Origin of the sequence: Acinetobacter sp. WCHAc060025, assembly GCF_004209355.1 — a bacterium.
GTDB classification, from domain to species: Bacteria; Pseudomonadota; Gammaproteobacteria; order Pseudomonadales; family Moraxellaceae; genus Acinetobacter; species Acinetobacter wuhouensis.
Window position 1 is genome coordinate 130,738 of sequence record NZ_SGSX01000001.1, and the last position, 18,105, is coordinate 148,842.

17 protein-coding genes are annotated in these 18,105 nt (G+C 37.4%); 11 read left to right on the plus strand and 6 right to left on the minus strand.

The features are described from left to right. Window positions 1-17: 17 nt before the first annotated feature. Entirely contained in the window at window positions 18-1,280 is a 1,263-nt protein-coding gene (locus EXE09_RS00695) for a hypothetical protein (RefSeq protein ID WP_165382022.1), read from the minus strand. Between the two features lie 115 nt (window positions 1,281-1,395). Here EXE09_RS00695 and EXE09_RS00700 point away from each other — a divergent pair, with 115 nt between their 5' ends. Together EXE09_RS00700 and EXE09_RS00705 are read left to right on the plus strand one after the other, a co-directional pair. After that, window positions 1,396-2,172, plus strand: a complete 777-nt coding sequence (locus EXE09_RS00700) for a class I SAM-dependent methyltransferase (protein ID WP_130116009.1) — start codon at window positions 1,396-1,398, stop codon at window positions 2,170-2,172. Between the two features lie 33 nt (window positions 2,173-2,205). Continuing rightward, entirely contained in the window at window positions 2,206-2,724 is a 519-nt protein-coding gene (locus tag EXE09_RS00705; protein ID WP_130116010.1) for a hypothetical protein, read from the plus strand. A gap of 286 nt (window positions 2,725-3,010) precedes the next feature. Here the strand turns inward: EXE09_RS00705 and EXE09_RS00710 are convergent, their stop codons facing one another. Beyond that, on the minus strand, window positions 3,011-3,421 hold the full coding sequence (locus EXE09_RS00710) for a protease inhibitor I42 family protein (RefSeq protein ID WP_130116011.1): 411 nt from the start codon (window positions 3,419-3,421) through the stop codon (window positions 3,011-3,013). An 80-nt stretch (window positions 3,422-3,501) separates the two neighbouring features. Beyond that, complete coding sequence (locus EXE09_RS00715; RefSeq protein WP_087553011.1) at window positions 3,502-4,092, minus strand: hypothetical protein; 591 nt, start codon at window positions 4,090-4,092, stop codon at window positions 3,502-3,504. A gap of 182 nt (window positions 4,093-4,274) precedes the next feature. Here EXE09_RS00715 and EXE09_RS00720 point away from each other — a divergent pair, with 182 nt between their 5' ends. From EXE09_RS00720 to EXE09_RS00750, 7 genes are all read left to right on the plus strand, one after another. Continuing rightward, a complete protein-coding gene (locus tag EXE09_RS00720) occupies window positions 4,275-4,898 on the plus strand; it encodes a class I SAM-dependent methyltransferase (RefSeq protein ID WP_130116012.1) in 624 nt (207 codons plus the stop codon). 166 nt (window positions 4,899-5,064) lie between these two features. Further along, entirely contained in the window at window positions 5,065-6,960 is a 1,896-nt protein-coding gene (locus EXE09_RS00725; protein WP_130116013.1) for a monovalent cation:proton antiporter-2 (CPA2) family protein, read from the plus strand. Between the two features lie 89 nt (window positions 6,961-7,049). Next, complete coding sequence (locus tag EXE09_RS00730) at window positions 7,050-7,925, plus strand: Hsp33 family molecular chaperone HslO (RefSeq protein WP_087553009.1); 876 nt, start codon at window positions 7,050-7,052, stop codon at window positions 7,923-7,925. A gap of 391 nt (window positions 7,926-8,316) precedes the next feature. Then, window positions 8,317-8,760: a DUF2147 domain-containing protein gene (locus tag EXE09_RS00735; protein WP_087553008.1), complete on the plus strand. Its 444-nt coding sequence runs from the start codon at window positions 8,317-8,319 to the stop codon at window positions 8,758-8,760. 256 nt (window positions 8,761-9,016) lie between these two features. Next, entirely contained in the window at window positions 9,017-9,982 is a 966-nt protein-coding gene (locus EXE09_RS00740) for a DnaJ C-terminal domain-containing protein (protein ID WP_087553007.1), read from the plus strand. Window positions 9,983-10,030: 48 nt separating this feature from the next. Then, a complete protein-coding gene (locus tag EXE09_RS00745; protein WP_130116014.1) occupies window positions 10,031-10,369 on the plus strand; it encodes a chaperone modulator CbpM in 339 nt (112 codons plus the stop codon). Window positions 10,370-10,489: 120 nt separating this feature from the next. After that, window positions 10,490-10,759: a YdcH family protein gene (locus EXE09_RS00750; protein WP_068973785.1), complete on the plus strand. Its 270-nt coding sequence runs from the start codon at window positions 10,490-10,492 to the stop codon at window positions 10,757-10,759. Window positions 10,760-10,800: 41 nt separating this feature from the next. On the opposite strand, the gene EXE09_RS00755 is transcribed toward EXE09_RS00750, so the two are convergent. After that, a complete protein-coding gene (locus tag EXE09_RS00755; protein ID WP_130116015.1) occupies window positions 10,801-12,024 on the minus strand; it encodes a magnesium transporter CorA family protein in 1,224 nt (407 codons plus the stop codon). 300 nt (window positions 12,025-12,324) lie between these two features. On the opposite strand from EXE09_RS00755, the gene EXE09_RS00760 reads away from it, so the two are divergent. Further along, the gene (locus EXE09_RS00760; protein ID WP_130116016.1) at window positions 12,325-13,551 is read left to right on the plus strand and encodes a tetratricopeptide repeat protein; all 1,227 of its coding nucleotides are present in this window, start codon (window positions 12,325-12,327) and stop codon (window positions 13,549-13,551) included. Between the two features lie 121 nt (window positions 13,552-13,672). Here the strand turns inward: EXE09_RS00760 and pnp are convergent, their stop codons facing one another. Then, a complete protein-coding gene (gene pnp / locus EXE09_RS00765; protein ID WP_171405006.1) occupies window positions 13,673-15,760 on the minus strand; it encodes a polyribonucleotide nucleotidyltransferase in 2,088 nt (695 codons plus the stop codon). Between the two features lie 289 nt (window positions 15,761-16,049). Beyond that, the gene (gene rpsO / locus EXE09_RS00770; RefSeq protein WP_004725514.1) at window positions 16,050-16,319 is read right to left on the minus strand and encodes a 30S ribosomal protein S15; all 270 of its coding nucleotides are present in this window, start codon (window positions 16,317-16,319) and stop codon (window positions 16,050-16,052) included. Between the two features lie 281 nt (window positions 16,320-16,600). On the opposite strand from rpsO, the gene EXE09_RS00775 reads away from it, so the two are divergent. Further along, entirely contained in the window at window positions 16,601-17,899 is a 1,299-nt protein-coding gene (locus EXE09_RS00775) for a serine hydrolase domain-containing protein (protein WP_130116017.1), read from the plus strand. The last annotated feature ends 206 nt before the right edge of the window (window positions 17,900-18,105 follow it).

Consider the following 18,105-nt stretch of genomic DNA (forward strand, 5'->3'; position numbering starts at 1 on the left):
CGCTAAAACATGTCACTTTAAGCAATCTTAAAGTGACAGAACTCATTCAAACTTTCATCATCAAAGCTGACTTGCCCCTGAATATCACAACTCATATAAAAGTTTTTATAACTCAAGACATAAAAGTCTGTGGTCTTCTTGATCACGATTGGATTCATATCCAAAGACAAAGCATCATCGTGTTTAAATAGCTTGGTGACACGGCGGTCATTCATACAAATCAAATAGTTTTGTTTTTTAATCTCAACTTGCGCCAAGCCATTATTTTCAACATGTAATGGAATAATATATTTACCATTCACATCAATCACTTGCTGATCATAACTTTCCAGTTTTTGCGTAATCACATTGAACACTAGAATATTGCCATAACTATCTTTAAGTTGAGATTTATCCTCAAAGGCAAAATTAACCTGAATCCCTAATTTTTGTAGATCCTGCTCATCGACACGTTTATTGGTGAGTAAAATACGGGTAATGGTTTGCTTCAGACTGGCATCAAAAAAAGTGCTATCCAGTTGAATATCTGAACCTTTTAGAATTTTACCTAATGCTTCGTTATGTGTTCCAAGTAAATGCGCAATCACACTACGATAATAAAATTTACTGTTTTTCTTCACCTCACGAATCTGCTTATAAAAATAAGTCTGATCATAAGGACGTTCAATAAAATCGTGTAGTAATGCAGAGTTTGCCAACACCGCAATCGCATCATGCCCTGTATAAGGCAAATGCAAAGTATGTAACTGAGGAATTAGCGGTTTTATTTTTAAATAATGCTCTTTGTCATGTTCAAAATAAGGATCATAGACAATGATATATTCACACTTAGCAACAATATCTTTCTCCTGAATACGCATGTCTGAATTTAATTCAGGATCATAAAAGTCGGTGTAGCGTTTATCTTCAACTTCTGTTGGATCAATTGAATACTGTGGCACCATCGCCACCACACGATTCATTTGCAAAGCACGCGCATATTTGATTGCAGCGTAGCCCCCCATCGAACCACCATAACCGACGATATTTTTATACTGTTTTAAAATTGGCGTAATGTGCTCAAGTAAAGCTGTCATGCTTGAAGCAGGAAACCATGATTTTTGCTTCGGCATGATGCCTACCACAGCATAATCATATTTCATCAAAGACTTTTCAGCATTGATCGACGTACCCTTGGCACGGGTGATCAAGTCCCCAAAAGACAGAACCAGTGTGTCGGCACTTCCTTGTAAATAGATTGCTCTGATATGTTCGTCTTCAAAAATTATTTGCTTATCCATTCGCACACCGAGCAAAGCTCTCTCATTGACTGAAATTAAATGAATTGGCACTTGCCTATTCATTGCTTCAAGTGTCATATTTTATAGAGTCTGGTCAGATAAAAAAGCGCAAAATATGACACATTCCTTACATCCTGCTGCTCAAAAAGGTTTCAGTTCTGCTGCTGAACTTTATCAACAAGTACGACCAAATTATCCACAAGCAGTGGTTGATTGGTTAAAGGATGACTTAAAACTCAATCCTCATTCCACTGCGATTGATCTAGGTTCAGGCACAGGAAAATTCTTAAGCTATTTAAAACAAGCCACACCAAATGTCACAGCTGTCGAACCTGTCACAGAAATGTTGGAACAGTTGAAAATAGTACATCCTGATGTACAAACGCTTCAAGCCAAGAGTGATCAAATTCCACTAGATCGTAACAGTGTTGATGCTGTTTTGTGCGCTCAAGCATTTCACTGGTTTGCCAATACTGAAACCCTCACTGAAATTCATCGTATTTTAAAACCACAAGGGCATCTCGGACTGGTCTGGAATCAACGTGATGAAAATGTGGATTGGGTCAAAGCATTGGCAGATTTGCTCGCCACCATGGAAGGTGACACACCTCGTTACCACAGTGGACAATGGAAACAGGTCTTTGAGGATCAATCACTATTTGAATTGGTCAGTAGCAAAACCTTTACCCAGTTACAAACAGGTACAGTGGAAAATGTCGTGAGTAAGCGTTTACTTTCCACCAGTTTTATCGCTGCAATGTCGGATGCGGAACAACTTAAACTCAAACAACGATTCGAACAAATAGTGTTTGAATATACAGGCAAACGTGCTGAAGATGAGATTGATTTTCCCTATACAACCTATGTTTATAGTTTTATAAAGCAAGATTAAGATACCGTAATTTTATCATTTCAGGATGCCAATATGAAAACCGCTTTGCCAATCATCACATTACTCTGTTCTGGTTTAATCCTCAGTGCATGTCATAAATCACCTGAACAAGAGGCAACAAAAACAGATCCACAAAACAAAGTTGAACAACAACTAGATGCAACACCAATCAAAGAATTCCCTGCAACAGAACATGATTCACAAGATATTGAAATATTAGTTAATTTCAATAATCAATTTTCAGCTTTAAGTGATGAAATGGAAAATGAAATCATAAAAATGCAACAAGATGGCTCTTTAACCCCTGAATTTGAACTCAGTCGCCGTCAGGATAATATTCAATCCGCATTCAACATGCTCAAAGAATTAGATTTACATACCGAGCAAGGACGTTATATCCAAGGTTTACTCTATAGCTCTTGGGAAGCACAGCAAAAACAACTCAAAGAAAATGCATCAACCGAAGTAAAAAAATCGGTTCAAGGGATGAATGAATATATGCAAGCTCAGAAGCAATTACAGCACTGGAAACAAACCATAGAAAAGAAATAATCAATAAGTATCAAAACAATTAGTGATTGTGGATTTCAAATCAGTTGTACTATCGCGATAGGCGACATGGAGGTCGCCGTTGGGCGGGGGTATAGGACATACCCCTCGCCCAACAAAGGATTTTTGTTACTTTTCATCCTTGAAAAGTAAGTATCGCCTACACAAATTGAACTAAACTTTGCAAGATAGATGGGGCTGTGCTAGCTCAAGAATATTGTTATATCGTCAATATTTTGAGCACTCTCAATTTTTAAACATTCTTTAAATGCGTAACATCACTTAATAATTAAGACACGCGAATACGACAACGCCATTGCTGATCAGGTTGCTTAGACGATTCCCATGCACGAATATGAACTAACTCAATATAATCCTGTCCAGGTCTTTCAGCACTAAAGCGGAAAGTTTTTGTCCCACCGACACCGACAGCACCCTGCTCTACTTCATTATTCTGCGTATACGTTTCTTCAGTTTTAAAAATTTTCAACGGCTGTAACAATTGCCACTGATAACCCGTGCTTGGATTTTCAGGTGCATTAAACACAAGTACATCACCCACTTTCATATCCATCAAAGTTGGGCACTTTTGTTTGAGCGTATATTCATGTGTTCTCGTATTCTTAGGCGCATTGGAACTTTGACAAGCGGTCAATCCTAAACCCAATACCAACATGGTCACACACGCTAAACCTTTCATTCTTCAAACTCTTTGTTATAAATATTGCCTAAAATTAAGCCAATAACTTAGCATCATCTCAGCTTTGGCTCAATTTGAATTTAGAGTTTTTGATTTTCTAACCACTTAATTGAATCAACACGAATCAATTTACATGCGCCATCCCCAACACCATTCCAGTCGAGTGCAGATTTCCACACCAAATCTTTGTCATTGACCTGAACCAAATCACCCGTTAAACGCACCAAGTCACCACGCTTTACTTTTTTGATTTCTTTAGCAATTTCAGGATTAGCAGGAATGATATGCATATTACTCACCAACTGAGTTGCATACTGTGCAGGAATCGGTGGCTTCGCCATTTGCCAATTTAAATAACGATCGTATTGATTAATCGAAATCTGACGTGCAATTTCTGGATGAGTAAACAAACCACGCGTTACCGCATAATCAATCGGTGAAAACTTTGCTTGCTCATCATCGTTATATTCTTTTGAGCCTAAAATACGAAACTCACCACGAAATGGCTCTAATACTGAAATTTTCTGTTGCTGTTCAGTTGGCGCTAAACCATTGGCGATATTGAACGCAGGATTTATTTCAACTTTCTGTGCAGATGTTGTCGATTGAAAAGCATGAACCTGAAAAGCGCTCAATGCCAACAATCCTGCATAGATTAACTTTTTATTCATCGCATGCTCCTATTCACCACAACGTACATTTTTCATCGATATAACTGCATTATTCACATAAAAACTTAAAATAAATATCGAGTTTAAGTAACAAAATACAGCGATTTCGTCATATTTTTGTCTTATATTCCACGCTTGCTTTGGTTAGAATCGAATCAATACAAATACAACAGTCTAAAACGATGATCTATAAATTTTACCAGCAACGCATTTTCCCGCATTTACTCAATCAAATTATGCAAACCCCAAGTATGATGGATGGTCGTGCAGAATTACTGCGCAAAGTACACGGTGAAGTGCTTGAAATTGGTTTTGGTACGGGCTTGAATTTACCATTTTATCAAGCTGTCGATCAGCTCTATGCTCTTGAACCCAATCGAGATGTTTACCAACTTGCGCATAAACGTGTATTAGAAGCGCCTTTTCATGTACAACATATTCAAGCCAGTGCAGAAAAACTGCCTTTTGCAGACAATTCACTCGATAGTATAGTCAGCACTTGGACCTTATGCAGTATTGTAGGTTTAAACCAAGCTATTCAGGAAGTTCGTCGTGTTCTAAAACCAAATGGAACGTTTCATTTGATTGAACATGTACAATATAACGATAACAACACGCTCAAAAAATTGCAGGATATTTTGACACCTGTACAAAAAGTTATTGCAGATGGTTGCCATTTGAATCGGAATATTGAGCTTGAACTTTTAAATGCCAATTTTAAATTTGCTGAGAAATATTATTTTGATGCTGAAGATTTACCCAAAGTCGGACGGCGTATGTTCATGGCAAGAGCACGAAAAGTTTAATACCTCTCTCATTGCTTATTTTCTATTCATCACAAGCTCAATGACCTCTACGATACAATAAATCCATTTCGTTGAGGTCTCATAAACTCCACGCAAAAAATGCAAAGTTATTAACAAAATCAAGTTACACTTGTCTTAGAAAGAAAAAAATTAAGGACAGGTGTGCATGTCACTGCTACTCCAAATCACGCTATTTCTTGGCGCCGCGCTCATTCTCGTTCCGCTCGGGAAAAAACTCGGTATTGCAACTGTACTTGGTTACTTATTTACAGGGATATTGCTTGGTCCAAGCGTATTCAATATTGCCAATGATCCTGAAGAAATCATGCACCTTGCTGAGTTTGGTGTGATTTTATTGATGTTTTTGATCGGTTTAGAATTACGTCCTCAACGATTGTGGGAAATGCGCCAATCGATTTTCGTGATGGGAAGCTTGCAAGTCGTAGTAACAGGCATTGTGCTCATGGGCACTATTTTTCTGCTGTTGCAACAAAGCCTTTCCGCAAGTTTTGTGATTGGTTTTGCACTGGCACTTTCATCAACAGCATTTGTACTGCAACTACTTGCAGAAAAACAACAACTGAATACCACACATGGTCAGCAGTCCTTTTCAATTTTACTCTTTCAAGATATTGCGGCGATTCCACTGCTTGCTGTGATTCCAATGCTCGCAGGTGGTCAATCCAGTCATCATGGTGTGGCTTATTTCGCAGCGATCATTGCCACATTTACTGGATTATTTTTATTTAGCCGCTATGTGATGCGCCCTTTCTTCCGCTTTGTGGCAAAAAGTGGCGCGACAGAACTGATTACTGCTGTCGGGTTGTTCATTGTCCTCGGTGTGGTTTTACTCATGGACACTTTGGGCATTAGCACCACACTTGGTGCATTCCTCACTGGCGTGCTCCTAGCAGATTCTGAATTCCGTCATGAGTTAGAGGCCAGTATTGCACCATTTAAAGGTTTATTACTCGGTCTATTTTTTATGACTGTGGGAATGACCACGCAAATCTCATTGATTGTGGATATGCCCTTATTCATCGTTGGTGGCGCAATAGGGCTGATCCTCATCAAAATGCTCGTCATGACAGCGATTGCGCGATTTAAGAAGATGAGTTGGTCAAATAGCTTGATGGTTGCAACCTGTTTGGCTCAAGGCGGTGAATTTGCCTTTGTGGTGTTAAATGTCGCAAAAAGTGAAAAAGTCCTCACGGATGCCATCATGGAACCGATTACATTGGTTGTGACGCTATCAATGGTGTTTACACCCGTTGTATTTTGGATCGTTTCCACTTGGGTTTTGCCTTTACTCAACAAAAATACTGAACCTCAATATGATGAAATTCCCAATGATCACCCTGCACTGATCGTTGCAGGTTTTGGTCGTGTTGGGCAAATCATTGCTCGTTTGGCACGTATTCGTCATTTTCGATTTACCGCAATTGATAATAATCTGCAAAAAATTGATTTTGTCCGTCGCTATGGTGGCACATTGTATTATGGCGATGTGACACAACCTGATTTATTACGTTCCGCAGGCATCGAGCAAGCCAAAGTTTTTGTACTCGCCATTGATGATGTGGAAGACTCAATGACTGTTGCGCGCCATATTTTATTGAATTATCCCAACCTAACATTACTGGTTCGCGCACGTGACCGTTATCACATGCATTTGCTTCGTGATGTCGGGGTTAAACACATCTGGCGTGAAACCTATTTGACATCACTGGGCATGGGCTATCGTGCTTTATGTGAATTAGGTGTCAGTAAAGAAGATGCTTATAATAGCGTTGAACTGTTTAGAAATTACGATGAAGAACTTTTAGCACGGCAACAACGTATTTTTACCGATGAACAAAAAGTCTTTGAAAGCTACCGTGATTTTATTTCAGAGCTTGAACATCTATTTGAAAGTGATACCCAAGTGGATAGCCAAAATCCAGAGCAATACAAAGATGACCCTGATTTGGACGAATCAGGTTTGGAGCGACCAGAGCCGAAAACTCAAGCACCACAGCAAAAGCAGGATCGTTTTCATATTATTCGTGATGATGAAAACTGATCGTACATATAAAGCCATCAAGTTTTAGTACAAAATAAACTTGTGATTTATAATATCGCCACCATCTAAACAGGGATTTGGAGAATTTTATGACTGATTTACGTCAACGTTTTTATATTGAAGACAGCCCTGTTCGCGGTGAAGTTGTGCATTTAGATACGGCACTACAAACCATTTTATCTCAACGAGACTATGCACCAGCAGTTGCTATTCTTTTAGGTGAAATGCTTTGTGCAACTGCGCTACTTGCCAGCACATTAAAAATTAAAGGACGTATCAGCTTACAAATCCAAGCGCAAGGTACTTTTAAATGGGCAATGGCGGAATGCAATCACTTAGGTGATGTACGTGCGCTTGCAGACTATGAAGAAGATCCGCACTTCATGCTCAGTGAGGATAGCAGCACTGTACTCAGCACCCTACAACAACCTGTTTTGTTTATTAATATTGAACCTGAACATGGTGAGCGTTATCAAGGTATCGTACCTTTAGATAAACCAACACTTGCAGGTTGCTTAATGCAGTACTACGATTTGTCTGCACAAATTCCTACACGTATTGTTTTGGCTAGTACACATCACAATGCGGGGGGCTTACTGATCCAATTATTACCGCGTAATAATGAAGAAGAACAGCAACGTGTCGATGAAGATTTATGGCCACGCCTGATCATGCTGACTCAAACACTCAAATCTGAAGAATTAACCGATTTGGAAGCCCAAGACATTCTTTATCGCTTATACAATGAAGAAGAAGTTCGTCTTCCAGAAGTGGAAAACTTGCAATTTAACTGCACGTGCTCACATGAGAAGTGTCAAAATGCACTGATTCAAATTGGTTTAGATGCGGTCAAAGAAACTTTAGAAATTCAAAACCCAATCGAAATGGATTGTCAGTTCTGTAATAAAAAATATCAGTTCACTGCAAAAGAAGCACTCAGTCTCTTTGGTGAGCATTTAAGTTAAATAATTCTACTAACTTAAATTGATCCAGTTTAAATAGCAAACTTAGGTTTGCTATTTTTTTTGCAGATTAATCCATATTTTTATATTTAAATAATCCCCGAAAAACCAAACATAAATTTGTGATATACATCTCACTTTCAAAATAAAAATTATTTATTTTATTCTTATCGAATACTGTAATTTTAATTAGTAAAACTTAAATTACTCAAAATAAAAAATAAACAGTATATATTCGATCAAACCCATTCAAAAAATATACCTTTAATAATAAATAACACACTGATTTAACTAAACATATTTAAATAATAAAATCTTGATTTATACTTATAAAAAGTAGAGTCTATTCATAATAAATTCATACTTATGATTTAAATAAAAAGGATGTAAGAATATGAAAAAGATTTTACTCTGCTGCTTGAGCCTAATTACAAGCCTAAGCCATGCTTATGATTTAACAGGGAAATGGAAAACTGTAGATGATAAAACAGGTTATTCTCGTGCCGATGTCGAAATTGTAAAAAATCCAGATGGCACATATTCAGGGAAAATTTATACTATCCGTCCATTACCAGGTAAACCATTAGAACCAAAATGCTTACAGTGTAAAGGGAACTTAAAAAATGCACCATACGTGGGCTTACAGATTATTTCAGGATTTAAACAGGATCCAAATAACCCAAATGAATTTATTGATGGGCAAGTATTAGACCCGTTATCAGGTAAAGTTTATAAAGGTAAAGCCAAAGTAAATGCAAAAAATAATCGCTTAAATATGCGTGGATATATTGGTGTATCAATGTTAGGGCGGAGTGTGACTTGGTTGAGAATTGAATAGATTTATATTAAAGCGCTTCGGCGCTTTTTTTATAAGCCCTACCTTATCCTAAATGGATTTAAATAACCTGAAACTATAAACAATAATCCCCAATAACGTGAAAATACTTGTTCAATATTTGAATAAAAATAACATTGATCTAGAACTCATTTTTCAGCTATAAATTTTGAAACAATAACAACACGAAGAAAGGCTTCCATAGATCTCAAAAAAAGCATAAAACTATAATAAAGATAAACAATTAATGACTGAGAATATGGCAAAAAATTATTATGAAGAACTGGGAGTTGCAAGAACAGCAACACCCGATGAAATTAAAAAAGCATATCGTAAATTGGCTCGAAAATATCATCCAGATGTGAGTAAAGAAGCTGATGCTGAGGAAAGAATGCAAGGCATTAATGTCGCTTATGACACGCTCAGTAATGAAGAAAAGAAAAAACAATACGATTTCGAACTCGACAACCCTTATGCCAATACAGCAGGCTTTGGCGGACAAAGCAGTGGACAAAGTGGCTTTGATGGCAGTCAATTCTATCGTTCAAGTGGCAATACAAGTGGTCAAGACTTTAGCGGTTTTGAAGATTTGTTTGGACGTTTTGGTGGTGGGTTTGGTGGTGGTCGTCAACAAGAATATGGACAAAGAGGCTCTCAACAACGTAGTTATAAAGGTGAAGATCAACACGCCAGTATTCAAGTTCCTGTGAATATTGCCTATGAAGGTTCAACACAAACCATCACCCTACAAATTCCGACTTATAATGCTTATGGCGAAGCCGAAGTTCAACGAAAAACACTTCAAGTAAAAATTCCAAAGGGAATGAAAGAAGGACAACAAATTCGTCTTTCTAAACAAGGACAGGCTGGAATTAATGGCGGTGAGAATGGTGACTTATATATCGAAATTCAATACCAAGATACTGATCGTATTCGTGTCGAAGGCGCAGATGTATATTACACCGTAGATGTTACCCCTTGGGAGGCAGCACTGGGGCAAAGTATTGAAATAGATACACCTGCGGGTAAAGTCAAAGTAAATGTCCCACAGAATGCCAAAAATAATCAACAACTGCGCTTAAAAGATAAAGGTATCCCTGCAAAAGTACCTGGACATTTATATTTAGTCATCAATATCGTTTATCCAAAGGCCAACACAGAACAACAGCAAAAAGCATATCAAGATTTTTCCAATGCTTTTCATGACTTTAACCCACGTTCATAACTGAATAATTGATTGATAAATCAATCACTCTGCTAAAGGAGAGCAATCATGACAACTATTCAATACCGTGAAATTGTCTATGACGATTTCCAAGATGCCGAAATCGTAGATGAAAACCTAAATTTAGATCTCAAAAATTTTGCCCAAGCCTGTGGTCAAAGCACTGAGTGGATTTTACAATTACTAGAATATGAAATCTTACCTGCTCGACCAGAAGATCGTATTCATCAATTTTTTGGAGAAGACATTGCACGTGCTCGACGAGCCTATCGCCTTCAACGAGATTTTGAAGCAAGTTTATCTGCTGTTGCAATGATGATGGATTTACTTGATGAGGTTCAACAATTACGGAAACAAGTCAAACACCTTCATCTACATTCACACTAATTCATTTCAAATTGTTAATACCTAGTGGCAGGTTATTATTCAACCTGTCATGATGGAGAACTTGTCTTTTCGTTTTGTTTTATGATTTAGAATTTTATAAATAAGAGGTTAAGGACTCTAATGAATTCGAAAGTAATGAATAAAAAGTTGAAACACATGTTCCCAGAACATCACAATCTCATGTGTATCCTCAAACAAGAAGATCCGCATTTTGCCAAGCTTTTAACTGATCATGATGAACTCGATCGTGAAATTAGTCAGCTAGAGCTTGATCCACTCAATCATATTCATGAAAATATTGAACAGCTCAAACGAAAAAAACTGCGATTAAAAGATCAGCTTTATTCAATTTTACAAAGGTCTGCTCACATGAATGTATCACTAGAATAATCCATAATTATGTCAGTTTTATGATTACTCTAGCTATGTGATTACTTTAGCTTTGTTATTTTTTCAACTTCTTTCATGGTTTGTTTAATCGGCTCATAGTCCAAAAACCATAAAAAGTTAACGTGTTGATTATTATGTTGTTGCGCCAACATATCAATCACACTCCTTTCCCCTCGCCCAACCAAATGTCGTCGATAAAAATAGATCAGTAATCCTACAGTACAAATCAACATTGCACTGAGCATGATCCAAAAACCAATTGGGCTTTTTAAGCCTGGAATAAATTCAAAATTCATTCCATATACACCAGTTAATAAAGTTAATGGTGCAAATACTGCAGTAATGATTGCGAGAATCCGCATATTTTCATTAGTTTGATTGGCGATAGCAGAAAAATGTAGATCAATCGCTGTTTGAATCGCTGTGCTTAAGCGAACTGTATATTTTTGAATTCGCTCAACATGACTGGTTAAATCATCCACTCGAACAAGCATAATATCTTGTTTTTCATTGTGTTTTTTACCCTTTAAATGAGTGTAATTTTCAACAATTTCATCACGTAATTCCTGTAAAGAATCGATCTGCTCCTCACACAAATTCTCAATTTGCTGAAAGACCATATTTTCCTGAAATAGCTGATGCCACTTGGCAAAACGACGATTACCTTGTAAAAGTTCTTGTTGCCAAAATTCTACACGACGAGACAAAGGCTTTCGCAGGTCTAAATATCCATCCACCATACTATTGAGTAAGCGTAAGGCTAAATCGACAGGCGTCGTCGCTAATTTACGCGGTTTATTTTGCTCATCTATACTTTTGCTCATGATATTCATGATTCGTGTGAGATAGCTTTCAAAAGCATGATTACCTTTTTCATGTACCGTAATCAGTGCATGAGAGGTAATAATAAAACTGACTGGTGATGTGGCTAATCCAAATATTGTGTCATGCTTTTCTAGTGCATTTTCCCCACTATTAATTTGATCATCTGGGGTAATCAGCTTTCTAAAAATGAGTAAATCATAATCCTCCATCGCATCGAATGCACATGGATGCTCAATATTTAAAATATCTTTTAAATGATATTCATTGACCTGAATTTGAGTATTCTGCAATATTTCTTGTTGCCACTGTTCTGCACGATTCACCACATCTTCACGGGTACAATCAATCCAGACAAATTGCTGCTCTGCATTGAATACAGGTTCTTTTTGTACGCAGGTAAAGGGTGCTTCAGGATGCTGAAAAAAATAAAAACTTTGCATATTCACAGCTTTTAAAAAAATTATTGTTGGTCTTCCTTACTCGCATCATGCCATAAAAAAGCCTGCATGAAGCAGGCTCTTTTAAAGAAAATTGTGAATCCCACGTCAATTGCGCTCGATCTACAGATTTCACCTATAAAGCACTCATGAAATATGAAAAATAATCTAATTTAAAAACAATAAATTAAGTGATCTTTTTTTTGATTTATGAAAGAGACAAAATACACTCTAATTGAAATCGAGCTCAAAACAGATTAACTTAACGTGTTATACCAAGACCTCAAATAAAAGATTTATATAATGAAAAAGACAACTAAATTTAACTCACCATTATTTTCAAACGTAAACGTAGGTGAAAAAATAAAAGATCTTAAACTTAATGGAAGGTATAACGAAGCAATAGAACTTTTAAAAAAACCGAATACTTTTTACTCTTCAAAAGATATAAATCTTGAAATTTCAGATTGTTATTTTGAAATAAAAGAATATGCACTCGCAAAAGAATATATTTTAAAATCGATTAAAGCGAATGGTGAGACTTTATATCTCTTAGGTAAATTATCATCCATACATTATTTGTTGAATGATTTTGACAATTTTTTAAAAGTCGGTAATCAACTTTTATCTTTAAATGATACTCAAGATTTTTTGGAAATACACACCAAACCAAAACCTATAGGTAATGATAAAACTAAAAATATCATTAGTTTTTCAATCTATGGCGATTCACCAAGATATTGCGAAACAGCCATTTTAAATACAATAGAGGCGAAACATTTATATCCAAATTGGACATGCAGATTTTACGTCGATCATAGCGTCCCCCAAGAAGTATTAGATAGATTAGTTGCAAATGGTGCTGAGTTACACTTCGTATCTGATGAATTTAAAAAAATGATCCACGGCACGATGTGGCGCTTTTTAGTTATTGATGATGAAAATATTGATAGATTTATAATCCGTGATGCAGATTCTATTGTATCGACTAGAGAACAATATGCTGTAAATGAATGGCTCGAAAGTGATAAAGCATTTCATATCATGCGTGATGGATATACACATACAGATATCATTTTGGCAGGTATGTGGGGTGGAGTGACAGGAATTATCAAAGATATAAAAAGCCAAATACTGAAATATAATAAAACATGTCAGTCAAAACTATATTTTGGGCAGGATCAACATTTTCTAAGAGATGTGATATGGAAACAAATTAAAGGCAGTGTTTTACACCACGACAGCCAGTTTAATTATGAAAATACGGTTAAATTCCCAAACCATCCTCAACAAGAAAATGGACATGAAAATAGACCCAACTTTCATGTTGGTTGGGATACAACTTCAGAATTTTCGATCCCATCAAACAAAAAAAATGGTGAAAAATTTTCTTGGGCAATCGTAGACAAAGAAAATCATGTGATTTGTAAATACACTTCAACAGTTAAAGCCAATAAGTTTACTTTTGTAGTCCCTATTCCTTATCTAGAAAAATTAAATAGCAAGGATTGGTCAGTTCAAGTTATTTAACCAATGCTTTTGTATATTCACAGCGTTTAACCGTTATTTTTAATCTTCCTTATTTTCAACATGCCATAAAAAAAAGCCTGCATTTAGCAGGCTCTTTTAGAAAAAATAAATCTTGCGTATATTACGCTTGATCGATGTCTTTCATCGTAAGTTTAATACGACCACGGTTATCAACATCTGCAACCTGTACTTTCACTTCTTGTCCTTCAGCCAATACGTCAGTTACATTTGCAACGCGTTCGTTTGAAATTTGAGAAATGTGAAGCAAACCATCTGTACCAGGCATGATGTTTACAAACGCACCGAATTCAACGATACGAATGACTTTACCTTGGTAAATTGTACCAGGTTCAACTTCGGCAGTAAGAGCTTGGATTTTTGCAATTGCAGCTTGAGCAGCAGCTTTAGATTCACCAAATACACGTACTGTACCGTTGTCTTCGATGTCGATCGCAGCTTTAGTTTCTTCAGTGATTGCACGAATCGTCGCACCACCTTTACCGATGACATCACGGATCTTATCAGGGTTGATGTTGATCACTTGGAATGTCGGTGCGAACATTGAAATTTCAGGACGAGCACGTGAAATCACTTGGTTCATTGCATTTAGAATATGCATACGACCTGCATAAGCTTGGTTCAATGCAACTTCCATAATTTCTTCAGTGATACCTTCGATTTTGATATCCATTTGAAGCGCAGTAATACCGTTTGCAGAACCCGCTACTTTAAAGTCCATATCACCTAAGTGATCTTCATCACCTAAGATGTCAGAAAGTACTGCGAAACGCTCACCTTCTTTTACTAGACCCATTGCAATACCTGCAACTGGCGCTTTAAGTGGAACACCTGCATCCATAAGTGACAATGATGCACCACATACAGAAGCCATTGAAGATGAACCGTTAGATTCAGTGATGTCTGATACGATACGGATGACATACGGGAAGCGATCAGCCGCAGGAAGAACAGCTTGAACACCACGGCGTGCCAAACGACCATGACCGATTTCACGACGTTTAGGACCTGATTCACGACCAGTTTCACCTACAGAATATGCAGGGAAGTTGTAGTGCAACATGAAGTTATCAGTTTTAGTACCCGCTAAAGTATCAACCATCAACGCATCACGAGTATTACCCAGTGTCGTTGTAACTAAAGCCTGAGTTTCACCACGTGTGAACAATGCAGAACCGTGAGCACGGTCTAATACACCCACTTGTACGTCTAATGCACGAACAGTTTTAGTATCACGACCATCAATACGTGGTTTACCTGAAAGGATGTTGTCACGTACGGTGCGGTATTTAAGATCTTCGAATAATTCGTTTAGGTCATCAGCGATGCCGTCAACGTCTTCTTCAGGGATAAATTGAGCTTTTGCTTCTGCTTCCAACGCATCTAGAGCTGCATAACGATCTTGTTTAACTGCAATCGTATAAGCTTCAGAGATTTTAGCTTCAAATGTTTCTTTTAATTTTGCACGAAGATCTTCGTTTTTCGCAGGTGCAGTCCAAGTAGACTCTGTTGCACCCGCAGCTGCTGCAAATTCTTTAATTGCTTGGATCGCAATTTGCATTTCGTCATGACCGAAAAGCACAGCGCCTAACATTTGGTCTTCTGAAAGTTCTTTCGCTTCAGATTCAACCATAAGTACAGCAGATTCTGTACCAGCAACAACAAGATCAAGATCAGATTGAGCCAATTGTTCTAAGTTCGGGTTAAGAACATATTCACCGTTGATTAAACCCACACGCGCGCCACCGATTGGACCACGGAACGGAGTCCCTGCAATCGCAAGTGCAGCAGAAGTACCCAACATTGCAGCAATATCAGCTTCCATTGTTTTGTCAGAAGACACAACAGTTGCAGTCACTTGGATTTCGTTATAGTAACCTTCTGGGAACAACGGACGAATTGGACGGTCGATCAAGCGTGAAATTAAAGTTTCAGACTCTGAAGCACGACCTTCACGTTTACCATAACCGCCAGGGATACGACCCGCAGCATATTGTTTTTCTTGATAGTTTACTGTAAGTGGGAAAAAGTCTTGACCCGCTTTCGCAGTTGGTTGAGCAACAACAGCAACTAAAACTGTTACGCCGCCCATTGTGATCACTACAGTGTTTGCTTGACGAGCAACGCGACCTGTTTCGAGTACAACTTGATGTTGACCATATTGAAATTCTTTACGAATCACATTAAACATTGACATGTAATTTTATTTCCTAGTTCTTTTGAACAGTTATTCTAGTGGAGACCCCTAAGGTTTGGCATTCACATCATTCTGAACGAATAAAAAGCATAAATGACAAAGCTTAGAAGCCGACCTCACTAGAGAATAAATTCAAATTAATCTTTATTTACACTAATTTTAAACACGAAGAAGGAGCGAATATTCGCCCCTTCTCTTTATCCAGCAAATGCTGGACAGACTTTAGTTTTCATCACTACAGCATTGATCATGCAATAATCCGAAAATAAAAGTTTAAATCGAATTAACGACGTAAACCTAAAGCAGCAATCAAATCGCTATAACGAGTAGCATCTTTACCTTTAAGGTAGTCAAGAAGCTTACGACGTTGGTTAACCATACGGATCAAACCACGACGGCTATGATGGTCGTGTTTGTGTTCTTTAAAGTGACCTTGCAAATCATTGATTTGAGCAGTCAATAAAGCAACTTGTACTTCAGGTGAACCAGTGTCATTTTCAGCACGAGCGAATTTTGCAACGATCTCTGCGCGATCTGCGTTTGTTAAAGCCATTCGATTTCTCCGAGATGCTTAATTTAAATACTTGATACAAATCAAATTGATTCTTCAAAATCAATTTAACTGCCGTGCATCACTACAGCAGTCGACTATTTTAAAGGAAGTATAATGAGATTGCAAAAATATCGTACATATTCTCGCTTCTAAAAATGGCTTCAAAATAAAAAATGAAATATTGCATTTTTTTTACAAACTTCGAGGCATTTAGGACACTGACTTATTTATTTACTCAGTTCAAACTGTAAACCTGAATAAAAATAATCACGGAAAAGAATGTGAAACTATTTTCAACCAATACCTGTTATGTACCTAAAGACTTAAACAGCATTACACAAAGTAAAAATGAAGTATTGCCTAAACAAGGTGGGATGACTGAACAGCAAGTTCAAAAAATATGGGGCAGTATTGAAAGCTTATACCGAACAGGGAATCATCCTCTGATCAGTGTCTGCCTTCGTCGTAAAGGTGAAATTATACTGAATCGTAGTTTAGGCTATGCTTCAGGAAATTCAGCCAGCGGTCTTGCACAAAATGCTGTGATTGCCAATCCTGATACACCGATTTGCTTATTTTCAGCCTCGAAAATGATTACAGCGATGCTGATTCACATGTTAGATGAAACAGGTGAAATTAATCTACTTGATCCGATCAGTTATTACATTCCGGAATATGCCCAAAATGGTAAACGACGTGCCACCATTTTCCATTTGCTCTCACATCGTGGTGGAATCCCTCGCGTAGAAACAGAAGTCACACCTGAACTATTATTTGATAAAGAACAGATTTTACAACAACTCTATGCTTCTAAACCGATTTCACCTGCGGGAGCACACCTCGCCTATCACGCTGTGACCGCAGGTTATATCTTAGGTGAATTGATTGAGCGTGTGACTGGACAAGATATTCGTCAATTTTTGCATGAACAAATTGAAAAGCCGATGGAGATGGAGTTTTTCAACTATGGCTTAAAACCTGAATTTCGAGATCATGTTGCCTTAAACTACCCTACAGGAGTACATCCTAAATTAGGTACAGATTTATATTTAAATCATGTGCTTGGTGGTGGCTTGCAACTTGCTGTCGATGTCACCAACGATCCTCGATTCATGGACAGTGTTTGTCCTGCAGGTAATATTTATACCAGTGCCGAACAAGCCAATCGTTTTTTTGAAATGTTGTTAAATGGTGGACAATATAAAGGCAAACAAATCATGAGCCCTGAAACGGTGTTCAGAGCGACACTTCCGACATCGACCACAACGATAGACCGCACTCTCATTGCACCCATGCGTTATGCTCTTGGACCAATGCTTGGTAGTAATCCTGTGGGGGTATTTGGTCCTATGACAGGACAAGCGTTTGGTCACTTAGGTTTTTCCAACATTCTATGTTGGGCTGATCCTGAGCGTGACATTAGTGTCAGTATTTTAAATACAGGAAAATCTGTAGTAGGAACCCACATTCCTGCTTTAGCACAGACACTTTACCAAATCTCTAAGAATTGTCCGAAAATTCCAAAAGAACAGCGTCGTACTCTGTTTGGAACTGATCGTACTGAAACAGATTTAGTTTAAATACGCTTTAGCCTGATCATAATCCTTCTTTTTATTATACTTTTTAGTTTATCTTATAAAAAAGCCCTAAGATTACTCTTAGGGCTTTTCCATTGCGCTGTAGTTTCTTATTTAATAATTATCGTTATCTTATTTATTGTACTCACTCGTGCTTTGGCACTTATTGTTCTTATATACTGACAATATTTTCACGACATTGTGACCAA

What these genes read in the sequence shown, in the direction of transcription:
- EXE09_RS00695 (WP_165382022.1), bottom strand. Translation starts at nt 1,280, where the DNA reads ATGGATAAGCAAATAATTTTTGAAGACGAACATATCAGAGCAATCTAT.
- EXE09_RS00700 (WP_130116009.1), top strand. Translation starts at nt 1,396, where the DNA reads ATGACACATTCCTTACATCCTGCTGCTCAAAAAGGTTTCAGTTCTGCT.
- EXE09_RS00705 (WP_130116010.1), top strand. Translation starts at nt 2,206, where the DNA reads ATGAAAACCGCTTTGCCAATCATCACATTACTCTGTTCTGGTTTAATC.
- EXE09_RS00710 (WP_130116011.1), bottom strand. Translation starts at nt 3,421, where the DNA reads ATGAAAGGTTTAGCGTGTGTGACCATGTTGGTATTGGGTTTAGGATTG.
- EXE09_RS00715 (WP_087553011.1), bottom strand. Translation starts at nt 4,092, where the DNA reads ATGAATAAAAAGTTAATCTATGCAGGATTGTTGGCATTGAGCGCTTTT.
- EXE09_RS00720 (WP_130116012.1), top strand. Translation starts at nt 4,275, where the DNA reads ATGATCTATAAATTTTACCAGCAACGCATTTTCCCGCATTTACTCAAT.
- EXE09_RS00725 (WP_130116013.1), top strand. Translation starts at nt 5,065, where the DNA reads ATGTCACTGCTACTCCAAATCACGCTATTTCTTGGCGCCGCGCTCATT.
- EXE09_RS00730 (WP_087553009.1), top strand. Translation starts at nt 7,050, where the DNA reads ATGACTGATTTACGTCAACGTTTTTATATTGAAGACAGCCCTGTTCGC.
- EXE09_RS00735 (WP_087553008.1), top strand. Translation starts at nt 8,317, where the DNA reads ATGAAAAAGATTTTACTCTGCTGCTTGAGCCTAATTACAAGCCTAAGC.
- EXE09_RS00740 (WP_087553007.1), top strand. Translation starts at nt 9,017, where the DNA reads ATGGCAAAAAATTATTATGAAGAACTGGGAGTTGCAAGAACAGCAACA.
- EXE09_RS00745 (WP_130116014.1), top strand. Translation starts at nt 10,031, where the DNA reads ATGACAACTATTCAATACCGTGAAATTGTCTATGACGATTTCCAAGAT.
- EXE09_RS00750 (WP_068973785.1), top strand. Translation starts at nt 10,490, where the DNA reads ATGAATTCGAAAGTAATGAATAAAAAGTTGAAACACATGTTCCCAGAA.
- EXE09_RS00755 (WP_130116015.1), bottom strand. Translation starts at nt 12,024, where the DNA reads ATGCAAAGTTTTTATTTTTTTCAGCATCCTGAAGCACCCTTTACCTGC.
- EXE09_RS00760 (WP_130116016.1), top strand. Translation starts at nt 12,325, where the DNA reads ATGAAAAAGACAACTAAATTTAACTCACCATTATTTTCAAACGTAAAC.
- pnp (WP_171405006.1), bottom strand. Translation starts at nt 15,760, where the DNA reads ATGTTTAATGTGATTCGTAAAGAATTTCAATATGGTCAACATCAAGTT.
- rpsO (WP_004725514.1), bottom strand. Translation starts at nt 16,319, where the DNA reads ATGGCTTTAACAAACGCAGATCGCGCAGAGATCGTTGCAAAATTCGCT.